The following is a 21,232-nucleotide window of genomic DNA, read 5'->3' as shown; positions in this document are numbered from 1 at the left end:
TCGAAGGGTCACCCCTTGTCTCACGGCATGTCTCACCGCCGCACCACCACTACCTCTCCCTCCACGTCCTTCTCCGCATCCCTCGCCCCGTACGGCTGGGACGAGGAGTGGGCCGCCGCGTTCGCGCCGTACGGTGAGCGCGGGCTCGTGCCCGGCCGCGTCCTGCGCGTCGACCGCGGGCAGTGCGATCTCGTCACGCCCGAAGGCGTCGTGCGCGCCGACACCGAGTTCGTCGTCCCCCGCGACCCGATGCGGGTCATCTGCACCGGCGACTGGGCCGCCGTCGACCCCGAGGGCGGCGACCCCCGCTATGTGCAGGCGTTCCTGCCGCGCCGGACCGCGTTCGTGCGGTCCACCTCCTCCAAGCGGTCCGAGGGGCAGATCCTCGCCGCGAACGTCGACCACGCCATCATCGCGGTCTCGCTCGCCGCCGAGCTCGACCTCGGGCGCATCGAACGGTTCCTGGCGCTGGCCTGGGAATCCGGGGCGCAGCCGCTGGTCGTCCTCACCAAGGCCGACCTCGTGCCCGACGCGACCGGCCTGTCGTACCTGGTCTCCGACGTCGAGACCAGCGCGCCCGGCGTCCAGGTGCTGCCCGTCAGCGCGCTCGACGGAGCCGGCACGGATGTGCTGCGGGCCGTCGTCTCGGGCGGTACGTCCGTGCTGCTCGGGCAGTCCGGAGCAGGCAAGTCCACCCTGGCGAACGCGCTGCTCGGCGCCGACGTCATGGAGGTCCAGGCCGTACGCGACATGGACGGCAAGGGCCGCCACACCACCACGACCCGGAACCTGTTCGTGCTGCCCGAGGGCGGCGTCCTCATCGATACGCCCGGGCTGCGCGGCGTCGGTCTCTACGACGCCGAGTCGGGCGTCGAGCAGGTCTTCGCCGAGATCGCGGCGCTCGCGCAGGAGTGCCGGTTCCATGACTGCGCGCACACGGTGGAGCCCGGCTGTGCGGTGATCGCCGCGCTGGACTCCGGGGTGCTGCATCAGCGGCGGCTCGACAGTTACCGGAAGCTGCTGCGGGAGAATCAGCGGCTCGCGGCGCGGACGGATGCGCGGGTTCGGGACGAGTTGCGGCGGGTCTGGAAGCAGCGGGGGCGCCAGGGGCGGGACGCGATGGAGGCCAAGCGGGGGCGTCTCGGCTAGGAGCGCCCAGGCGTCTGCCGGGTTCTCGTGATCCGGCGGGTGCGGCTTTCGTCGTGGCTGCTCGCGCAGTTCCCCGCGCCCCTGAGATGCGCACCTCCGGTGCGGCATCTCCCCTATGAAGGCTGCGCGCAGCGCATGCCTTCCAGGGGCGCGGGGAACTGCGCGAGCGACCCCCACCGGCCCGCAGCCCGCGACGAGAGCCGAAGCCGCACCGCCATGTCCGATTCCCGCCAGCCCGAGCGGCGCGAACCCGTGACACTGGAAGCGTGATGATCGATGAGGACACGCGGTACGAAGCCGTGCGCAGCCGCGACGCCCGGTTCGACGGGGAGTTCTTCTTCGCCGTCGAGACGACCGGGATCTACTGCCGCCCGAGCTGCCCCGCGGTCACCCCGAAGCGGCAGAACGTGCGGTACTACGCGACGGCCGCCGCCGCGCAGTGCTCCGGGTTCCGGGCCTGCCGGCGGTGCCGCCCGGACGCCGTACCGGGCTCTGCCGCATGGAACGTACGGGCCGACGTCGTCGGGCGTGCGATGCGGCTCATCGGCGACGGCGTCGTCGACCGCGAGGGCGTCGGCGGGCTCGCCACCCGGCTGGGCTACAGCGCACGCCAGGTCCAGCGGCAGCTGACCGCCGAGGTGGGCGCGGGACCCGTCGCGCTCGCCCGCGCCCAGCGCGCCCACACCGCCCGCGTGCTGCTCCAGACCACCCCGCTCCCGGTCACGGAGATCGCCTTCGCGGCCGGATTCGCGAGCGTCCGCCAGTTCAACGACACCGTCCGCGAGGTGTACGCCCGCACGCCCACGCAGCTGCGCGCCGACGCCCCGGGGCGCGCCGCCGAACGCCGCGCCATCGCCTCCGCCGCCGGGATCCCGCTCCGGCTCGCCCACCGCGGCGCCTACCGGTCGGCCCCGGTCTTCGACCTGCTCGGGCGTGAACTCGTCGCGGGGATCGAGGAGTTGAGCGGTGACGTCGGCGCCCGCGTCTTCCGGCGCACGCTGCGGCTGCCGTACGGGACCGGCATCGTCTCCGTCGACGAGGCCGGGCACGAGCAGCCCGGCGCGCAGGCCGAGCACCGCGGCGGCTGGCTCGACGCCCGCATCCATCTGACCGACCTGCGGGACCTGACCACCGCCGTCGGACGGCTGCGGCGCCTGTTCGACCTGGACTCCGATCCGTACGCCGTCGACGAGCGGCTCGGCGCCGACCCGCGGCTCGCCCCGCTGGTCGCCGCCCGGCCCGGACTGCGCTCACCCGGCGCCGCCGACCCCGACGAGCTGGCCCTCAGGATCCTCGCGGGACCCGCGGAGTCCGCACGGCTCGTCGACCGGTACGGCAAGCGGCTCGACGCGCCCTGCGGCGGCCTCGCCCTGCTCTTCCCCGCGCCCGAAGCCCTCGTCGACGAACCCGGCACGCTGGGCGCCCTCGCCCGCGCGCTCGCCGACGGCGCGCTGCGCCTCGACCCGGGCGCCGACCGCGACGACGCCGAGGAGGCGCTGCGCGCCCTGCCCGGCATGGACCCGCGGACCGCCGCCCTGATCCGGCTGCGCGCCCTCGGCGACCCCGACGTGGCCGTGCCCGGCGACGACGTCCCCGCCGCCGACGCCTGGCGCCCCTGGCGCTCGTACGCCCGCCACCACCTGATCGTCGAACACCTGGCACGAGAGCAGAAGGACTGATGCCGCGATGACCACGACCCACCCGATCTGCTTCGACACCGTCGACAGCCCGCTCGGCGAGCTGCTGCTCACCTGCGACGCCACCGGCGCCCTCACCTCCCTTTCCGTCCCCGGGCAGAAGGGCGGCCGGACCGTCCAGGAAGGGTGGGTGCGCGCGCCCGACCGGTTCACCGAGGCGGCGCGGCAGCTCGACGCCTACTTCGCCGGTGAACTCAAGGAATTCCACCTGGAGTTGAGGCCGGAGGGGACCGAGTTCCGACGCCGTGTGTGGGACGCCCTCGACGACGTTCCGTACGGCGCCACCACCACGTACGGTGCCGTCGCCGCCCGCATCGGTGCCTCCCGCCCGGCCGTCCGCGCCGTCGGCGGAGCGGTCGGCGCCAACCCGCTCCTGATCGTGCGCCCCTGTCACCGAGTGATCGGCGCCGACGGCACCCTCACCGGCTACGCGGGCGGCCTGGACCGCAAGGTGCGACTGCTGACCCTGGAAGGCTCCCTGTGAGCGCCGTCGCACAGCCGTCCGGGACCGGCACGCCGCGGATCGCCTGACCCGCCGGGTGCGAGGCGACGCACTCAGGCCTCCAGGTAGCGCAGGACCGCCAGGATGCGCCGGTTGTGCTCGGTGGTGCGGGGGAGGTCCAGCTTGTCGAAGACGGCGTTGAGGTGTTTCTCCACCGCGCTGAGCGAGAGGTGCAGCCGCGCGGAGATCCCTGCGTTCGTGTGGCCCTGCGCGAGCACCTCGAGGACGTCGCGCTCGCGCGGGGTCAGCCGTGCGAGGGGGTCGGTGCGGGTGGTGCGGCCCACCAACTGCCGTACGACCTCGGGGTCGATGACCGCCTGCCCCGCCCGGATCCGCTCCAGCGCGTCCAGGAACTCCTCGACCTGCGCCACCCGGTCCTTGAGGAGATAGCCGACGCCCTCGGCGCCGCCCGCCAGCAACTGCGCCGCGTACGTGCGCTCCACATGCTGGGAGAGGACCAGCACGCCGGTGTGCGGGCGGCGTTCGCGGATGGCCAGCGCCGCCCGCAGCCCTTCGTCGGTGTGCGTCGGCGGCATCCGGATGTCGACGACCACGACATCGGGGCCGTGGGTGTCGACGGCCTCGGGCAGCCCGTCCGCGTCGCCGAGCGCGGCGACGACCTCGTGCCCCTCCTCGGCGAGCAGCCGTACCAGGCCCTCGCGCAGCAGGGTCGAGTCCTCGGCGATGATCACGCGCACGGCAGCTCCGCGGTGACGGTGGTGGGTCCCCCTGCGGGGCTGTCGATCCTCAGGCGGCCGTCGAGCGCCTCGACGCGGCCGCGCAGTCCGCCGAGCCCGGTGCCCGCCGGGTCGGCGCCGCCGCTGCCGTCGTCCCGTACACGGACGGTCAACACGCCCGCCGCGACGGAGAGCTGAACGGTGATCTCCGACGCCGACGCGTGTTTGGCCGCATTCGTCACGGCCTCCGACACCATGAAGTACGCGGCCGTCTCGACCGGACCCGGCAGGGCCTGCGGCACGTCGTACGACAGTCGCAGCGGTACGGGGCTGCGCTCCGCGACCCCGCCCAGCGCTTCCCGCAGGCCGAGCCCGTCGAGCGCCGACGGATAGACCCGCCAGGCCACTTCGCGCAGCTCGGTGAGGACGGCCTGCGACTCCTCGTGGGCCTGGCGCAGCAGCGCCTCGGCCTGGTCGGGGGTGCGGCCCGGGCGCCGGGCCCGGCCGAGCAGCATCGCGAGCGCGACGAGGCGCTGTTGCAGGCCGTCGTGGAGATCGCGCTCGATGCGGCGGCGCTCCGCGTCGACGGCGTGCACGACGGCCGCGCGGCTGGTGGCGAGTTCGTCGATGCGGCGGCGCAGCAGCTCGCCTTCCGAGGGGCCGAACGTGTCGCGGGCCAGGCGCGCGTCGAGGACGTACAGGGAGCGCAGGCCCTGGACGCCGAGGAAGAGCAGGACGCCGCCGAGCAGGACCGGCCACGCGAGTTCGGAGGCCCCGACCCGGCCCGTGACGACGGCCGCCGCGAACACCGCCGCCAGGACGGCCCCGAAGCCGAGCAGCGCGAGCGTGAACCCGGTGACCGTCCCCGAGTACGCCCGCTGGGCGACGTACCGCAGCACCTGGCCGCCCTGCGGCGTGTAGTGCAGCGGGAAGCGGTCCCCGAAGAGGGCGGTGCGGCGGCGCCGGTCGAGCGCGGCGATGCGACGGGCGCCCGCGCTCAGCGCGGCCCCGGCCCGCGCGCGGGTGCGCGGCCACAGCAGGAAGGGGCCCAGGACGGTGCCGGCGACGGCGAGATACAGCAGCCCGGCGAGCGCGGTGAGACACCCGAGGAGCACGCCCACTCCCTTGCGCCCCGCACTCTTCCCCCGCACGTGGACCGACCCTACCGGCTCTGCTTCTCGCGCGGCCGGGACTCCCGGTGCCGCCCCCGACCCCGCAGCCGTACGACGAGGTACGCCACCACGGCCACCGCCGCCGCGCCGAGCACGACCTTGGAGACGACGCCGACATACGTCTCGACCAGGTCCCACTGGTCGCCCAGCCAGTAACCGGCGAGCACCAGAACGGAGTTCCAGATCAGCGAGCCGACCGCCGTCAGGGCGAGGAACACCGGCAGCCGCACCCGCTCCACGCCTGCCGGGATCGAGATCAGGCTGCGGAAGATCGGCACCATCCGGCCGAGCAGCACCGCCTTCGTGCCGTGCCGCTGGAACCAGGCCTCCGTCCGCTCCAGGTCGGAGATCTTCACCAGCGGGATCCGCGCCCACACCGCGTACATGCGCTCGCGGCCGATGAGCCTGCCGATCCCGTACAGGGCGGCCGCGCCGACGACGGAGCCGAGTGTCGTCCAGAACAGGGCCGAGGCGAGCGAGATCACGCCCTGCCCAGCGGCGAAGCCGGTCAGCGGCAGGATGACCTCGCTGGGCAGCGGCGGGAACAGGTTCTCCAGGGCGATGGCCAGGCCCGCGCCGGGGCCGCCGAGCACATCGACGAGGTGAGCGGCCCACCCCGCGATGCCACTGGTCGGCTCGGCGGCGGCGGCCAAAGTCACGAGATGCACAACGGGTCTCCAGGCGTGGGCGGTCCGGTCCGTCCGCGCTGCTGCCCGGACTTCGCTGGCAAAGCCAGGCTAAAAACCACAGATCAGCGCCACTACGAGGGTAACCGTTTGGCAAAGTGCGGCGATCCGCGCCGGGCACCCCGCGGGAAACCGCGGGGCGCCCGGCCCCGCACCCCAGCGGGATGCCGCTGCCCCGGCCGTGACCAGCGCGGACACGCCCGTACCGGACAGGATCCCGATGGCGCCGTCGCCGGCATCCTCGTAGGGCGGTGTCCGGCCGTGTCCGTCGCGGGCCTCGATCCGGCCCGCGACGCCATGACGAACGACACACGCCGCACCCACGCTCCGCGGCAGGGCTCAGCCCCAGAGCACGGCCCCGAGCCACGCCCCCACGATCAGCAGGCACGCGAACAGTTCGGCCAGCACGCTGGAACCCCCGGCCCGCATCGCCGTCCGGGTCGACGCCACCGCGTCCCCGTGCCCGCCGAGCCGCAGCCGCTCGGACACGTAGATGCCGCCGATGAAGCCGGGGATCGCGCCGATCACCGGGATCACGCAGAACCCGACGACCGCGCCGAGCCCCATCCAGACGGCGAGTCTGCGGGTGGCTCCCGCCTGGCGCAGGCGGCGCGGGGGCAGTTGCCAGCGCAGGACCTGGGAGGCGAGCAGGACGGCGGTGGCGCCGACGAGGACGCCCCACGCCAGGCCGTCCGGTTCGCGCAGCGCCCAGACGGCGACCGCGGCCCAGACCAGCCACGAGCCGGGCACACCCGGCACCAAGACTCCGCACACGCCGAGCGCCATCACGGCCCCGACCAGCAGGAGTTCCCACGCTCCCATCTGCCCAGGGTCCCCCAGACGCGGCGAACGCGCAGGTCAGCTTAGGCCGAGGCCGGGTGCGCGGGGTCTGAGCGGGTCGGGGGAGCAGCGGCGCTCTTCCCGGCCGCCCCGCTCAGCGGGCGACCCAGCCGCGCTCGTACGCGTGCCACCCCAGTTGCAGCCGGGTCGTCACCCCGGCCAGCTCCATCAGCCGCTTCACCCGGCGCTGCACCGTCCGCAGCCCGAGGTCCAGCTGCTTGGCGACGCTCGCGTCCGTGAGCCCCGCGAGCAGCAGCGAGAGGACCTCCAGGTCCGTGTCGTCGGGCCCGTCCGCGCCGACCGTCTCCGCGTGCCCGCTCTCGCCGAGCCGCAGCGGCAGCGCCTCGCGCCACACCGCCTCGAACAGGCCGGTCAGCGACTCCAGGAGACCGCTCGCATGGACGACGAGCGCGGCGGGTTCGGCGGTGCGCGAGGTCAGCGGCACCATCGCGAGGGTGCCGTCCGCGATGACGAGCTTCGTCGGCACCTGGTCCACCACCCGCACCTGCTCGTCGCGGCCGATCGCCGCGGACAGGTCGGTCAGCCCCTCCGGCTGCGAGAGCACCGCGCGCTCGATCACCACGCGGTAGTCGACGCCGCGGCCGACGGCCTGGGCCTCCGCGGCGTTGTCGGGAGCGGGGACCACGACCGGGTTGCCCGTCACCAGGGCGCACACCTCCGTGGTCGCGCCCAGCTGGATCTGGAGGAACCGCTGCGACACCGCGGCCGCCCCGGTCACCACCTCGACGAGGTCGTGCACCTCCGGCTCGACGGCCTGGGAGCGGTACTCCTCGGCGAGCAGCGCGGCCGCCAGCTCCGCCTTCTCCAGCTCGTGGCGCTGCTGGGTGAGCAGGGCGCCGAGCGCGACGCCGGGCGGCGCCGCCACCCAGCGGCCGGGGCGCGCGGAGGACTGGGCGGCCAGGCCGTGGTGTTCGAGGCGGCGCAGCGTGCGCTCGGTCTCGTGCTCGGCGAGCGTCAGCCGCCGCGCGAGGTCGCTCACGTCGGCCGCCCCCACCGACACCAGGGCGCGATACGCCGACTCGTGCACCTCGTCCAGACCTATCGCACCCAGCATGCGGCGATACCCCTCCCGGCCGTCCGTTCCGTCACCCCCGTGGCGGGAAAGAGCCACGGCACATTCCCGCCGCCCCCCATCTTCCCTGTACCGCCCGTCACTCTGCCAATGTGGCGCCACCGCAGCATCAACACCCGCCGGGAATACGGGCTTTGCCCCGTATTCACCTGCGCATTCACTTGGGGAGAGCGATGCGCCCGATAGCGCGTACGGCCCTCGGGGCGGCGACCGCCGCCACCCTGGCCGTCACGGCGGCCGTGCCGTCCGGAGCCGTGGAGGGGACGGCTCCGGAGGCCCGCCGCCCACTCGTCGGCTCGGCCGCCGACGCCGCGAGGACGACCACCGCGACGGTGACGCTGGTGACCGGCGACCGCGTCCTGGTCACGACCGACGCCGACGGGAGGAGCGCCGCGACGGCCCTGCCCGCCGAGGACGGCAGCACGTCGCTGCTCCAGACCCGGCAGTCCGGCAAGGACCTGTACGTGTACCCGGCCGGCGCCGCACGGGCCCTCGCCGCCGGCCGCGTCGACGAGGAACTCTTCAACGTCACCGGGCTGATCCGGCAGGGCTACGACGACGCGCACAGCGCCACCCTGCCGCTCATCGCCACCTACGACTCCTCGGTCGACGTCACCCGGGGCGTGCCCGTCACCCCGCGCGGGGCCGAGCGCGGCCCGGTCCTCGACCCGGTCGGCGGCGTCGCGCTCACCGCCGACAAGAAGAAGGCCGCCGATCTCTGGGCCGATGTGTCGGCCCCGCGCTCGCGCGCGGCCGGTGACCTCAAGAAGCTGTGGCTCGACGCCAAGGTGAAGGCGCTGCTCGACCGGTCGACGAAGCAGGTGCACGCCGACGCGGCGTGGGCCGCGGGCTACGACGGCAAGGGCACCAAGGTCGCCGTCCTCGACACCGGCGTCGACACCGAACACCCCGACCTCAAGGGCCGCGTCGCCGAGTCGAAGAACTTCACCGACTCCGACACCGCCGACGACCACCAGGGCCACGGCACCCACACCACGTCCACGGTCGGCGGCACCGGCGCGGCGAGCGACGGAAAGAAGAAGGGCGTCGCGCCCGGCACGACCCTGCTCAACGGCAAGGTCCTCAACGACAACGGCGAGGGCGCCACTTCGTGGATCATCGCCGGCATGCAGTGGGCCGTCGACGAGGGCGCCGACGTCGTCTCCATGAGCCTCGGCAACCCGTCCGAACTCGACTGCTCCGACCCGATGGCGCAGGCCACGCAGGAACTCGCGCGCTCCGCGAAGAACACGCTCTTCGTGATCGCCGCGGGCAACTCGGGACCGCACAACAACACCGTCTCGTCGCCGGGCTGCGTCCCCGAGGTGCTCACCGTCGGCGCCGTCGACCGGGACGACTCCACCGCGAGCTTCTCCAGCCGCGGCCCGATCCAGCGCACCCACACCCTCAAGCCGGAGATCGCCGCGCCCGGCGTCGCCATCTCCGCCGCAGCCGCGGGTGGCCGGGGCGTGTACGCGTACCAGTCCATGAGCGGTACGTCGATGGCGACCCCGCACGTCGCCGGTGCCGCCGCCATCGTCAAGCAGCGCCACCCCGACTGGAGCGCACAGCGGATCAAGCAGGCACTCGTCGCCTCCGCCGACGCCGGCATCCCCGGCGACGTGCGCCAGACCGGCGCGGGCCGGCTCGACGTGAAGGCCGCGATCGACCAGACGGTCCTGGGCGCCGACGCCGTCCAGGCCGGCACCTACACCTGGCCGCAGGACAGCAGCGACCGCACCACGGTGCAGGTCCCGTACACCAACACCACCGACAAGCCGGTCACGTTGAGCCTGTCCGTCGACGGCGTCACCGGCAACAACGGCTCCGCCGTCCGCTCCTCGGTCGCGCGCCTCGACCGCCGTACGGTCACGGTCCCGGCGGGCGGCACCGTGCAGGTCCCGCTGCGGATCGACCCCACCGCGCACCTGACCCCCGCCCAGTACGGCGACGTCACCGGCCGCGTCCTGGCGACCGGCGCGGGCGGCACGCACCTGAGCACCCCGTTCTCGCTGTACGTGCAGCCCGAGACGGTCACCCTGCGCGTCAAGGTCGTCGACCGTCACGGCGACCCGGCCGGCGGCGCGTCCTCGCTCGACCTCATCGGCACCGACGACGTCTCCGGCGAGCGCCGGGTGAACGACGGCGCCGCGGACCAGACGTACCAGGTCCGCCCCGGCGCGTACTTCCTCTCCGCGTTCGTCGCGACGCCCGCGGCCCAGGGCACACTTGTCGACTCGGCGACGTTCCTGGCGCGGCCGCAACTCGACCTCACCAAGGACACCACCGTCGTCCTCGACGCCCGCAAGGCCCACAAGCTGAGCATCAGGACGGACCGGGCGAGCGAGGTGCGCGGCGCCACCCTCGGGTTCGCGCGCACCTTCGGCGAGGACGGGTGGCTGCACGCCGCGAGCATCCAGGGCTCACGTACCGTCGCCGGCTACTACGCCGACGTCCAGGGGCGCGCCCGCGACGGGGAGTTCGAGTTCGACAGCTTCTGGCGGGCCGCGGCGCCGCAGATCAGCGCGTTCGGTGTGGTGGGCGGCCCCGCGCTGCACCCGGTCACCGGCTCCACGAACTCCTCGAACCTCGACGGCACCGGTACGGCCGAGATCGTCGACGGCAAGACCGGTACGGCCGACGAACTAGCAGCCGCCAAGGGGAAGTTGGCGCTGGTGAAGCTGCCCGAGGGCGGCAGCGCGAGCGCCGTCGCCTCCGCCGGGATCAAGGCCGGCGTCAAGGGCCTCGTCCTCTACCGGGAGGCCGCGGGCCGCTGGTACCCGGCGGTCGGCTTCGTCGGCGCGCCGCTGCCGATGCTCACCCTGGAGACGGCGGAGGGCACGGCCCTCGCCGAGCGGGTCGCCGCGGGCGCGACGACGCTGCGCTGGAAGGCCACGGCGAAGAGCCCGTACATCTACAACCTGGCGTTCCCCGAGGCCGGCGAGGTGCGCTCCGGCCGCACCTACCGCGTCGACGACGCCGACCTCGCCACCGATCGCGCCACGTACAAGGCGATGGGCACCGCGGCGGACTACATCGACCTGCCGTCGGTGACCCGCCCGAACGGACTCGCCACGTACTTCGGCGACATCAACACCGTCCCGGCGCCCTCGACCCGCACCGAGCTGTACTCCGCCGGCACCACCGGCTTCGGACACCAGGTGTCCAGCAGCTTCCCGTGGGGCGAGTTCATGATCGACCCGGTGCGGACGTACGAGAAGGGGGAGCGGCGCACCGAGCAGTGGTACGGCGGCGTCGTCGCCCCCACGGCACCGCTCGACGAAGCGGGGGAGCAGACCCTCGCCGCCGAACGGCAGGGCAACCTGATCGGTGTCGCGCCCGGCTTCTGGGGCGACGGCGAACACCTGGGGATCCAGGGCGGTTTCGGCGACATCGGCAGCGTCACCCTCGCCCGCGACGGTGAGGAACTCGGCCACAACGGCTGGCCGTTCGGCGTCTTCACGGTCCCGGCCGACGACGCGGCCTACGACCTCACCCTGGAGACGCTGAAGATCGGGTCCAAGGTCTGGAACCGCTCCCCGCACACCCTCACCACGTGGTCGTTCCGCTCGCACCTCGACGAGAACGTCTCCTCGCAGGGCATCCCGCTGCTCTTCCCGCGCCTCACGCTGCCGGAGGACGGTCTCAAGACCGTGGCGGCCCGGGACGGCGAGCGCATCGGGATCACGGCGACGGGCCACGCGGGCTACACCGCGGGCGCGTTGACCAAGGTCGCGCTCTCCTACTCGTACGACGACGGGACGACCTGGTCCGAGGCGCGGACGGCCGAGGCGGACGGCCGGTGGACGGCGACCGTGGACCACGCGGGCGCCTCCGGCAAGCAGGTCACGCTCAAGGTCCGGCTCACCGACGCGAAGGGGAACTCGGTGGCGCAGACGGTGTATCGCGCCTACGACGTGCGCTGACCGCGAGGCGGTGCGAGACCGGTCCGCCGGGTGGATCCTCCTGTGGGGGGTGGGGCCACCCGGCGGACCCTTTTTTCCGCGTAGCCCGTTTTCGTACGCGTCCAGCGGTGGACAATAAGGACATGAGCCAACAGGGGGAGAGGCCCACCCGTCACCCGGCCCAAGAGGACGACTGGTGGGGGCAGTTGTACGAGGACGACGCCGCCGAGGCCGACACGGGGCCCGCCCCGGCACCGGACACCCTGGACGACCGCTTCGCCTCGGCCGGAGCGGTGGCCTCCCCGCCCCCGGAGGCGAGGGGGCTCGGGGAAGCGGCGGGGCCGTGGGTCGACACCCCGCAGCCGGCGCCGGTCCCGGCACCCGCGAAACCCACCGAGCCGCCGGTCGTCGCGCAGGCCCCCACCCCGCTCACCGTCCCGTACGTCGGTGACGGTCCGCCCACCTACGACGCCGAGCCCACCGCGCTGCCCGCCGCCGACCCCGAGGACCTGGACGACCTCGTCGCCGACACGGTGCTCGACGGGGCCCGGTACGGGACCAGCACGCTGCGCGCCGCCTCCGTCCGAGGGGACTCCGCGCGGTTCCGCGGCGAGCCGCGCCGCGACAGCCTGCTCACCGCCCGGTTCGGCAGCGGCGCCGACGCGCTGGTGCTCGTCGCCATGGCCACCGGCGCCCGCGCGACACCGGGCGCCCACCGGGCCGCCGCCGAGGCGTGCGGCTGGATCGGCCGCGCCGTCGGGCTCAGCTACGCGCGGCTCGCCGAGGACATCAGGGCCGGGCGGCGCGGCGACCTCAAGTCCGGCCTTCACCGGCTCACCGACCGCAGCCTCGGCAAGCTGCGGGCCGGCGCCGCAGAGCAGGGCCTCGACCCCGAGGAGTACGCGGCCACGCTCCGCTGCCTGCTCGTCCCGGCCGACCCGAAGTGCCGCACCCGGGTGTTCTTCGGGGTCGGCGGAGGGGGCCTGTTCCGGCTCAGGGACGGCGAGTGGCAGGACATCGAGCCGAGCGCCGCCGAGCAGAGCGGGGCGCCCGTTGTGGGGTACGGGTCGCTGCCCGAGGCCGAGATGACGCCCGAGGGCGACCGGCTGACGATGGATCTCGGGATCACGACACCGCCGAGCCCGTACGAGCCTGCTCCGCAGCCGGTGCGGGACCCGTTCCGGTTCCGGGCGTCCGTGGCCCGGCCGGGGGACACGCTGCTGCTCTGCACGGCCGGTCTGGCGGAACCCTTGCGCGGGGAGCCCGAGCTGTCGTCCCACCTTGCCGCGCGGTGGGCGGCGGGGGATCCTCCGGGGCTTGCGGCGTTTCTGGCGGATACGCAGGTGCGCGTCAAGGGCTACGCGGACGATCGCACGGCGGCGGCGGTCTGGGAGGCGTGACGCGCCCCGGCGCCGTAGGGGTTGGCCGCCGTTTGCGAGTGCCGCGCCGTCGTGGCTGGTCGCGCAGTTCCCCGCGCCCCTGAGATGCGCACCTTTGGTGCGGCATCTCCCCTATGAAGGCTGCGCGGAGCGCATGCCTTCAGGGGCGCGGGGAACTGCGCGACCAGCCCCCACGCACCCGCAGCCGCCCGACAATCCGGATGCCCCCGCCCCAGAGGCGCCCCCACTCCGCCTGTGACTACATGGAGGGACCACCACAGGCGAAGGGGCGAGAAGTCATGGCCAAGCAGAACGTCGCGGAGCAGTTCGTGGACATCCTGGTCCGCGCAGGCGTCCAGCGCATGTACGGCGTCGTCGGCGACAGCCTGAACCCGGTCGTCGACGCCATCCGCCGCAACAGCGCCATCGACTGGATCCACGTACGCCACGAGGAGACCGCCGCGTTCGCCGCCGGCGCCGAGGCGCAGATCACCGGGAAGATGACCGCCTGCGCGGGCTCCTGCGGCCCCGGCAACCTGCACCTCATCAACGGCCTCTACGACGCGCACCGCTCCATGGCCCCGGTCCTCGCCCTCGCCTCCCACATCCCCTCCAGCGAGATCGGCCTCGGTTACTTCCAGGAGACCCACCCCGACCGGCTCTTCGCGGAGTGCTCGCACTACAGCGAGATGATCTCCAGCCCGCAGCAGATGCCCCGCGTGCTCCAGACCGCCATCCAGCACGCCGTCGGCCGCAGCGGCGTGAGCGTCGTGACGCTGCCCGGTGACGTCGCCGACCAGGCGGCGCCGGAGAAGTCCGTCGAGACCGCGATCGTCACGTCCCGGCCGACCATCCGCCCGGGCGACGCCGAGATCGACAAACTCGTCGAGATGATCGACGAGGCCGACAAGGTCACGCTGTTCTGCGGCAGCGGCACCGCGGGCGCGCACGCCGAGGTCATGGAGTTCGCGGAGAAGGTCAAGTCCCCGGTCGGGCACGCGCTGCGCGGCAAGGAGTGGATTCAGTACGACAACCCGTTCGACGTGGGCATGAGCGGCCTGCTCGGCTACGGCGCCGCGTACGAGGCCACCCACGAGTGCGACCTGCTCATCCTGCTCGGCACCGACTTCCCGTACAACGCCTTCCTGCCGCAGAAGGACGTCAAGATCGTGCAGGTCGACATGCGGCCCGAGAACCTCGGCAGGCGCTCGAAGCTGGACCTCGCCGTGTGGGGCGACGTACGCGAGACCCTCAAGTGCCTCACCCCGCGTGTGAAGCCGAAGTCGAACCGCCGCTTCCTCGACAAGATGCTGAAGAAGCACGCCGACCAGCTCGAGGGCGTCGTGAAGGCGTACACGCGCAAGGTCGAGAAGCACACCCCGATCCACCCCGAGTACGTCGCCTCCGTCCTCGACGAACTCGCCGCGGAGGACGCGGTGTTCACCGTCGACACGGGCATGTGCAACGTGTGGGCCGCCCGCTACATCTCGCCCAACGGGCGGCGCCGCGTCATCGGGTCGTTCTCGCACGGCTCGATGGCGAACGCGCTGCCGATGGCGATCGGCGCGCAGTTCACCGACCGGGAGCGGCAGGTCATCTCCATGTCGGGCGACGGCGGTTTCTCGATGCTGATGGGAGACTTCCTGACGCTGGTCCAGTACGACCTGCCCGTGAAGGTCGTCCTGTTCAACAACTCCTCTTTGGGAATGGTGGAGTTGGAGATGCTGGTCGCCGGTCTGCCGTCGTACGGGACGACGAACAAGAACCCCGACTTCGCCGCCGTCGCGCGGGCCGCGGGCGCGTACGGGGTCCGCGTCGAGAAGCCCAAGCAGCTCGCGGGCGCGCTGAAGGACGCCTTCAAGCACAAGGGGCCGGCGCTCGTCGACATCGTCACCGACCCGAACGCCCTGTCCATCCCGCCGAAGATCAGCGCCGACATGGTGACCGGATTCGCGCTGTCCGCGTCGAAGATCGTGCTCGACGGCGGCGTGGGACGGATGGTGCAGATGGCGCGCTCCAACCTGCGCAACGTGCCGCGCCCCTGACCTGTCGGGCGGGGCGGGGCACCGGCGTGCGCGCGCCTGCTCACACGGGACGCAGCCGCAGCGTCAGGATCTGGAACGGCCGCAGGGCGAGCGCGAGCCCCGCGTCCGACGTGGCCGCGGGCCGCAGCGGACGCTCCAGCAGATCCGTCTCGTCGGCTGCCGCCACCGGGAAGCCCGTGGTCAGCGTCGCCGCCGCGCGCCCGCCGCGCGACTCGTAGAGCCGCACCACCACGTCGCCGCTGCGGTCCTCGGCGAGCTTCACCGACTCGACCGTCACCGCCGGGTGGTCGACCGAGACGAGCGGGGTGACGTCGGGCGCCTGCGCGATCCGCAGCGGCAGGTTGAGCGCGAGTCCCTCGGCCACCGCGTCACCGGTCGTCGCCCCCGGCACCAGCGCGTACGTGAAGCGGTGCGTGCCGAGATCGGTCTCCGGGTCGGGGGAGTGCGGGGCCCGCAGCAGCGTCAATCGCACGGTGGTGCCGAGGACGTCACCGTCGTGCCGGGTGCGGGTCACGTCGTGGCCGTACGTCGAGTCGTTGACCAGGGCGACCCCGTACGCCTCCTCGGCCACCCGCAGCCAGCGGTGCGCGCAGATCTCGTAACGCGCCGCGTCCCAGCCGGTGTTGGCGTGCGTGGGCCGGTGCACGTGCCCGAACTGGATCTCGGCCGTCGACCGCTCCGCGTGCACGTCCAGCGGGAAGGCCGCCTTGAGGACCTTCTCCGACTCCTGCCAGTCGACGTCCGTGATCACGTCGAGACGGCGGCTGCCCGCCGCGAGCCGGTACTCCTGCGTGACCCGGGACTTCCCGAAGGACCGGATCACCCGCACCGCCACGCGCAGCGGCCCGTCCTCCACCAACTGCACCGACTCGGCCTGCGTGAGGTCCGTGCGGGTGTGCCGGTAGTGCGCGTCCAGGTCCCAGGCGTCGTACTGGGTGGGGTGGTCGGGGTGCAGCTGGAGGAGGTTGCCGCGCGCCCCGGGTGCGAGGACCTCGCGGCCGCCGCCGCGCACGTCCCGTACGGAGGCCAGGAGCCCGTCGCTGTCGACGGTCACGCTCAGGTGCTCGTTCGCCAGGACGATCGCGCCCGCGTCGACGGTCGCGGCGGCGCGTGCGCCGGGGCCCCGCGGGTGCGCGGCGGCCTCGCCGAGGTCACGGGCCCCGAGCCCGCCGACGTTCACCTGCACCAACTGCCCGTCGTGCGCGACGACTTCGCTGCGCGGATACGGGGAGGAGTTGAGCGCCGAAGGGGTGCCCGGGCCGAGCCGGCGTACGGCCTCGCCCGTGATCTCGTCCAGCTCCGCGAGGACGCGCGCGTACGTCTCGCGGGCCTCCCGGTGCACCCACGCGATCGAAGAACCCGGCAGGATGTCGTGGAACTGGTGCAGCAGCACCGTCTTCCAGATCCGGTCGAGCTCCTCGTACGGGTACGCGTACGAGGGATCGCGCAGCGCGGCGGCCGTGCACCACAACTCGGCCTCGCGCAGAGCGTGTTCGGACCTGCGGTTGCCCTGCTTCGTCTTCGCCTGCGTCGTGTAGGTCGCCCGGTGCATCTCCAGGTACAGCTCGCCCGACCACACCGGCGCCTTCGCCGCGTACTCCTCGTGCGCCGCCTCGAAGAACGCCGACGGCTTCTCGATCTCGACGCGCGGCGAGCCCTCCAGGGACTTCAGGCGGCGCGCCTTCTCCAGCATCTCCCGGGTCGGACCGCCGCCCCCGTCGCCCCAGCCGAACGGCACCAGGGACCGGGAGGCGCCGCCCTTCTCCGCGAAGTTCCGCTCCGCATGGGCGAGTTCACGGGCGTGGAACTGGGAGTTGTACGTGTCCACGGGCGGGAAGTGCGTGAAGACGCGCGTCCCGTCGATGCCCTCCCACCAGAACGTGTGGTGCGGCATCTTGTTCGTCTGGTTCCAGCTCAGCTTCTGCGTCAGGAACCACTTGGCGCCCGCCAGCTTCGCCAACTGCGGGAAGGCGGCGGTGTATCCGAAGGAGTCCGGCAGCCAGATCTCCTCCGTGTCGACGCCCAGCTCGTCGAGGAAGAACCGCTTGCCGTGCACGATCTGCCGGGCGAGGGCCTCACCGCCCGGCATGTTGGCGTCCGACTCCACCCACATCGAGCCGACCGGCGCCCAATTGCCGTCCGCGACCGCCTTCTTGATGCGCTCCCAGATGTGCGGCTGGTGCTCCTTGACCCACGCGTACTGCTGCGCCTGCGAGCACGCGAAGACCAATTCCGGGTAGTCCTGCGCCAGCGCCGTGACGTTCGCGAACGTGCGCGACGCCTTGCGGACCGTCTCGCGCAGCGGCCACAGCCACGCCGAGTCGATGTGCGCGTGGCCGGCCGCCGAGACGCGGTGCGCGCTCGCGTGCGCGGGCCGGGCGAGGACCTCGGCCAGTTCCGCGCGCGCCGCCTGCGCCGTGCCCGACACGTCGTGCAGATCGAGCGCGTCCAGCATCCGCTCCAGGGCCCGCAGGATGTCATGGCGCCGGCCGCGCTCCGCGTCCAGCTCGTGCATCAGCTCGGACAGCACTTCCACGTCGAGCGCAAGATGCCAGACGGCCTCGTCGAGTACGGCCAAGTCGGCAGCGCGGAATCGGTAGATGGGCCGATCTCCGGCCGTCAGGACGTCACCCATCGTGGTGGGTTCGAAGTCGCGCAGCACCGTCGGATTGGCCGCCGCCTCCAGCAGCAGATGCACCGGTTCGCCTCCGACGGCCGGGGCGCCGACCGTCAGGTGCCGGTTGCGCGGATGGATGCCCTTCAGCGGGACACCGGAGGCGTCGTACAGCAGCCCCTCCGCCTGGAACCCGGGGCCCTGCCCGCTGAACCCGGGGTCCACCACGACTTCCACACGCCGCCCTGCCCACTCCTCCGGCACCTGCCCTGTCAGGCGGAACCAGGTGGTCGACCACGGTTTTCCCCACACGGTGCCCGGATCGAAAGGCGTGTACTCCCCGGCGAGAGCCTCCGCGACGGGCACCGGCTCGCCCGGCGCGTGCCAGGCGCCGATCGTCAGCGGCACCCGCTGCGCGTACTGCGCGGGCCGCACGAACTGACGCATCGCGCGCTCAAGTCGGCCCTCCACGAGCTGTCGGTCGTCGTGCACAGCGGCTCCTTCCGGTGCGGGTCCCCACCCCTCCTTCCCCGAGTGGTGGACGAATCAACAAGAGTGCCGACATGCGCACGGGGCATGCATCCCCGTGTACGCGTTCGAGAGAGCAGCCGAGCAGCACATATCCGTAGTGAGAAGGGCATCGGGATCGCTGTGTGGGCGGGGGTCATGAAACGGCAGGCACGAGGGGGCGGCCCGGTGAGCATCGGGAGCCCTCCGACCACGAGTACGACTACGACTACGACTACGACTACGACTACGACGAGCACGAGTACGCAGGAAGTACTGGCCGACCGCGCGGATCCGGGGGACGGGACGCCACGACAACTCACGCGCACGCTGGGCAGGGCGGACCTCAGGGCCGTGCCCGAGACCCGGCGAGCGCTGCGCGAGCTGCTCCACCACTGGGGCAGGCCGGAAAGATCGGAGATAGCCGAGCTGCTCACCAGCGAGCTCGTCACCAACGCGCTGGTGCACACCGACCGCGAGGCGGAGCTGACGGCGACCGTGGGGCCACGCGGCCTGCGGGTGGAAGTCAGGGACTTCGTGGGACACCGGCCCAAGCTGCGGGTACCGAACGCCGACGACGGTACGCACGGCACGAGCGGGCGCGGTCTGATCCTGGTGCAGTCCCTTGCCGACGCCTGGGGCGTCGCGGCGCCCGGCGCGGGGAGCACGGGGAAGGTGGTGTGGTTCGAACTGGACGGCGACGCCGTGTGAGTCCACGGCGCCGCCGTGTCCGGAGGCCCTGACGCCCGGACGGGGCGTCAGCCGAACTGCTGCTCAAGGTCCTTGAGCTTCCGCTCCAGCGTGTCCAGGCGCGGCAGCGCCTGTGTGTCGTCCTCCGCCGTCAGATCGACGACGGGGGACGGCTGCTGCTCACTGCCGCTCCTGACGGCCTGGAGAGAGGGCCGCGCGCGCAGCGGAAGCTGGTCCTGAGAGGGCGGGGTTCCCGGCGATATGGCGGGGTCCGAGACCTGCGCGGACCCCGCGGCCGGAGCCACCGCGGGCACGTCCACCTGCCGTCCGCCGCGCCCCGTGAACGAACGCTGGCCACGGCTGAGCGCCCGCAGCTGCGCCCGCTCCAGCTTCTGGTGCTCGCGCTGCCGCAGCCGGTTCTGCACCTTCTGCCGCTTGTCCTCGCGCACCTCGTCCACGGCCTCGTCCAGGGTCCGTACGCCTTCCAGGAGCATCAGCGACCAGGCGCTGTACGTCTCCCGGGGCGCGCGCATCCACCGCACCATCCGGATCTGCGGCAACGGCCGCGGCACCAGGCCCTGTTCGCGCAGCGCCGCGCGGCGCGTCTGCTTCAGGGCGCGGTCGAAGAGCACCGCCGCCGACAGGGACATCCCCGCGAAGAAGTGCGGCGCACCCGCGTGGTCCATCCCGCGCGGCGCGTGCACCCAGTTGAACCAGGCGGCGGCACCGGCGAACGTCCACACCAGTATCCGGGAGCCGAGCGCGGCGTCGCCGTGGCTGGCCTCGCGCACGGCGAGCACGGAGCAGAACATCGCCGCACCGTCGAGCCCGAACGGGACGAGGTACTCCCAGCCCCCGGTCAGGCTCAGGTTCTGCCGGCCGAAGCCGACCAGGCCGTGGAAGGAGAGAGCGGCGGCGACGGCGGCGCAGCAGAACAGCAACACGTAGGAAGCGGTGCCGTAGACGGCCTCTTTGCGTCTGCGGCGCTCCTCGCTGCGCTCCCACGACTCGTCGGTCGACGATGTCGCGGCCTTCTCCCCGGCGCGCTTGCCGCGCGCGAGCACCGCCACCGCCGCAAGGCCGCCCAGGAGCAGCACGGCGCCCGGAAGCAGCCAGTCCAGCGATATCTCGGTCAGTCTCATCTGGGTCCCTTGCAGAGCGATAAGGCGGAACGGGCGCCATATTGGCGCAGCCGTCCGAGCTCGCAGGGGGTTTCGGGACAAGAGAACGCCATTGGAGTGCAAGGGGGCGTGCAAACCGGTCGTACGCTCGAACTCCCGCCGCAGAAAGAGCAGTTGAGTTCGAATTACGTCACTCGTATGAGTGGTTCAGGCTGCCGTGGTTGCGGTGAGCTTCGCGATGCGGTCCGCGTCGCAGGTGCGCGGGCAGGTCACGCAGGTGTCCTCGGGGCGCAGCGTGTAGAAGAGGCAGCAGCTCGCGCGGTCGCGGGTCGGCAGCGACTCGCCCTCCGGACCCGTGAGTTCACGGAACGCGGCCTTGCCGACGTACGGCTTCGTCGTGCCCGGCAGGAGTGCTTCGAGCTCGGTCATCGCGCGCCGCTCCTCGCCGAGCAGATGGCCGACGTACCAGAGGCCCTCGACGATCTCGTCCGTCGCCATGCCCCACAGGGCGCGCGGCCCGCGCCGCATCCGCGGGCCGAAGCCGGTGAGGACCGGCTGGAGGTGTTCGGCCACGGCCGCCCGCACCTCGGCGCGCAGCGCCTCCTCGTCCGGGACGACGTGCGCGCCGGGCAGGGAGGCGGCCGGGTCGCCGGGCAGGCATGCGAAATCCGTCACACGTACGGCCATCCGGCCGAGCGCGCGCTGGAAGGAGACGTGCGCCGCGGGGAAGCGGGGCACGCGACGGTGCAGGAACCAGGGGACCGTGATCAGCAGGCAGGCGGGCCAGGCGTAGCGGTGCAGGCCGAAGCTGGCGATCACGTCGGGGCGGGCCTGCTGCCCGTAGTCCTTGAGCACCTGCGCGTTGTCCCAGGCCAGGAACGCGTCCAGCGCGGCACCGCCCTCGGCGAGCTGCCGGGTGGAGACCCAGCCGGCCCCTTCCGGCAGCCGTTCATCGGCCGCGAGCTCGGCGATGCGCAGGCTGGGGAACACCTCGGTGAGGCGGGCGTACGCGGCCGTGGCGGGACCGGCCGGGCGTGGCATCGCGGCGGGCGCCGGGGTGACGAGGGTCATGCAGGGACCACCGAATCACGATCGTTGCAGGTAAGCCTTACCTTACCCGAAGGATTCGGGGTTTGAACTGCGGGCCCAGGGCTT

The 21,232-nt window shown here is 72.9% G+C and carries 15 protein-coding genes; 7 read left to right on the top strand and 8 right to left on the bottom strand.

The window, feature by feature from the left end; all coding sequences use genetic code 11:
- Positions 1-27 precede the first annotated feature (27 nt).
- The 3 genes from rsgA (at position 28) to AB0L37_RS29615 (ending at position 3,330) form a co-directional block, all read left to right on the top strand.
- Positions 28-1,149 (top strand): ribosome small subunit-dependent GTPase A, encoded by a 1,122-nt coding sequence (gene rsgA / locus AB0L37_RS29625; RefSeq protein ID WP_365511984.1) that lies wholly within the window; start codon positions 28-30, stop codon positions 1,147-1,149.
- Between the two features lie 269 nt (positions 1,150-1,418).
- Positions 1,419-2,828, top strand: coding sequence for an Ada metal-binding domain-containing protein (locus tag AB0L37_RS29620; RefSeq protein WP_365512028.1), 1,410 nt, complete (start codon positions 1,419-1,421; stop codon positions 2,826-2,828).
- 7 nt (positions 2,829-2,835) lie between these two features.
- Positions 2,836-3,330, top strand: coding sequence for a methylated-DNA--[protein]-cysteine S-methyltransferase (locus tag AB0L37_RS29615; protein ID WP_365511981.1), 495 nt, complete (start codon positions 2,836-2,838; stop codon positions 3,328-3,330).
- Positions 3,331-3,401: 71 nt separating this feature from the next.
- Here the strand turns inward: AB0L37_RS29615 and AB0L37_RS29610 are convergent, their stop codons facing one another.
- The 5 genes from AB0L37_RS29610 to AB0L37_RS29590 form a co-directional block, all read right to left on the bottom strand.
- The gene (locus AB0L37_RS29610; RefSeq protein ID WP_365511979.1) at positions 3,402-4,046 is read right to left on the bottom strand and encodes a response regulator transcription factor; all 645 of its coding nucleotides are present in this window, start codon (positions 4,044-4,046) and stop codon (positions 3,402-3,404) included.
- Positions 4,037-5,176: a histidine kinase gene (locus tag AB0L37_RS29605; protein WP_365511976.1), complete on the bottom strand. Its 1,140-nt coding sequence runs from the start codon at positions 5,174-5,176 to the stop codon at positions 4,037-4,039. Before AB0L37_RS29605 ends, AB0L37_RS29610 begins: the two co-directional genes overlap by 10 nt.
- An 11-nt stretch (positions 5,177-5,187) precedes the next feature.
- On the bottom strand, positions 5,188-5,865 hold the full coding sequence (locus AB0L37_RS29600) for a DedA family protein (protein WP_365511973.1): 678 nt from the start codon (positions 5,863-5,865) through the stop codon (positions 5,188-5,190).
- A gap of 357 nt (positions 5,866-6,222) precedes the next feature.
- Positions 6,223-6,705 carry a DUF456 domain-containing protein gene (locus tag AB0L37_RS29595; RefSeq protein ID WP_365511970.1) on the bottom strand — a complete coding sequence of 161 codons (483 nt, stop codon included), beginning with the start codon at positions 6,703-6,705 and terminating at the stop codon, positions 6,223-6,225.
- 112 nt (positions 6,706-6,817) lie between these two features.
- Complete coding sequence (locus AB0L37_RS29590; protein WP_365511967.1) at positions 6,818-7,798, bottom strand: helix-turn-helix domain-containing protein; 981 nt, start codon at positions 7,796-7,798, stop codon at positions 6,818-6,820.
- A gap of 191 nt (positions 7,799-7,989) precedes the next feature.
- Between AB0L37_RS29590 and AB0L37_RS29585 the strand changes: the two genes are divergently transcribed.
- From AB0L37_RS29585 to AB0L37_RS29575, 3 genes are all read left to right on the top strand, one after another.
- A complete protein-coding gene (locus AB0L37_RS29585; protein ID WP_365511964.1) occupies positions 7,990-11,742 on the top strand; it encodes a S8 family serine peptidase in 3,753 nt (1,250 codons plus the stop codon).
- A 122-nt stretch (positions 11,743-11,864) separates the two neighbouring features.
- Positions 11,865-13,121: a protein phosphatase 2C domain-containing protein gene (locus AB0L37_RS29580; RefSeq protein WP_365511961.1), complete on the top strand. Its 1,257-nt coding sequence runs from the start codon at positions 11,865-11,867 to the stop codon at positions 13,119-13,121.
- 278 nt (positions 13,122-13,399) lie between these two features.
- On the top strand, positions 13,400-15,145 hold the full coding sequence (locus AB0L37_RS29575; protein WP_365511958.1) for a pyruvate dehydrogenase: 1,746 nt from the start codon (positions 13,400-13,402) through the stop codon (positions 15,143-15,145).
- A 40-nt stretch (positions 15,146-15,185) separates the two neighbouring features.
- On the opposite strand, the gene AB0L37_RS29570 is transcribed toward AB0L37_RS29575, so the two are convergent.
- Entirely contained in the window at positions 15,186-18,251 is a 3,066-nt protein-coding gene (locus AB0L37_RS29570) for a glycoside hydrolase family 38 C-terminal domain-containing protein (RefSeq protein ID WP_365511955.1), read from the bottom strand.
- Positions 18,252-18,425: 174 nt separating this feature from the next.
- Between AB0L37_RS29570 and AB0L37_RS29565 the strand changes: the two genes are divergently transcribed.
- Entirely contained in the window at positions 18,426-18,977 is a 552-nt protein-coding gene (locus tag AB0L37_RS29565) for an ATP-binding protein (protein WP_365511952.1), read from the top strand.
- Positions 18,978-19,024: 47 nt separating this feature from the next.
- Here AB0L37_RS29565 and AB0L37_RS29560 read toward each other — a convergent pair whose 3' ends face one another.
- Together AB0L37_RS29560 and AB0L37_RS29555 are read right to left on the bottom strand one after the other, a co-directional pair.
- On the bottom strand, positions 19,025-20,098 hold the full coding sequence (locus tag AB0L37_RS29560) for a DUF2637 domain-containing protein (protein WP_365511949.1): 1,074 nt from the start codon (positions 20,096-20,098) through the stop codon (positions 19,025-19,027).
- Between the two features lie 186 nt (positions 20,099-20,284).
- A complete protein-coding gene (locus AB0L37_RS29555) occupies positions 20,285-21,148 on the bottom strand; it encodes a (2Fe-2S)-binding protein (RefSeq protein WP_365511946.1) in 864 nt (287 codons plus the stop codon).
- Between the last annotated feature and the right edge of the window lie 84 nt (positions 21,149-21,232).

Source organism: Streptomyces sp. NPDC052225 (genome assembly GCF_040679615.1).
GTDB lineage: Bacteria > Actinomycetota > Actinomycetes > Streptomycetales > Streptomycetaceae > Streptomyces.
This window is presented reverse-complemented; position numbering and strand designations above follow the sequence as displayed.

Bases quoted from the DNA above. Each gene is read 5' to 3' on its own strand.
- AB0L37_RS29585 (WP_365511964.1), top strand. From the start codon at position 7,990: ATGCGCCCGATAGCGCGTACGGCCCTCGGGGCGGCGACCGCCGCCACC.
- AB0L37_RS29575 (WP_365511958.1), top strand. From the start codon at position 13,400: ATGGCCAAGCAGAACGTCGCGGAGCAGTTCGTGGACATCCTGGTCCGC.
- rsgA (WP_365511984.1), top strand. From the start codon at position 28: ATGTCTCACCGCCGCACCACCACTACCTCTCCCTCCACGTCCTTCTCC.
- AB0L37_RS29590 (WP_365511967.1), bottom strand. From the start codon at position 7,798: ATGCTGGGTGCGATAGGTCTGGACGAGGTGCACGAGTCGGCGTATCGC.
- AB0L37_RS29595 (WP_365511970.1), bottom strand. From the start codon at position 6,705: ATGGGAGCGTGGGAACTCCTGCTGGTCGGGGCCGTGATGGCGCTCGGC.
- AB0L37_RS29555 (WP_365511946.1), bottom strand. From the start codon at position 21,148: ATGACCCTCGTCACCCCGGCGCCCGCCGCGATGCCACGCCCGGCCGGT.
- AB0L37_RS29620 (WP_365512028.1), top strand. From the start codon at position 1,419: ATGATCGATGAGGACACGCGGTACGAAGCCGTGCGCAGCCGCGACGCC.
- AB0L37_RS29615 (WP_365511981.1), top strand. From the start codon at position 2,836: ATGACCACGACCCACCCGATCTGCTTCGACACCGTCGACAGCCCGCTC.
- AB0L37_RS29565 (WP_365511952.1), top strand. From the start codon at position 18,426: ATGAAACGGCAGGCACGAGGGGGCGGCCCGGTGAGCATCGGGAGCCCT.
- AB0L37_RS29580 (WP_365511961.1), top strand. From the start codon at position 11,865: ATGAGCCAACAGGGGGAGAGGCCCACCCGTCACCCGGCCCAAGAGGAC.
- AB0L37_RS29560 (WP_365511949.1), bottom strand. From the start codon at position 20,098: ATGAGACTGACCGAGATATCGCTGGACTGGCTGCTTCCGGGCGCCGTG.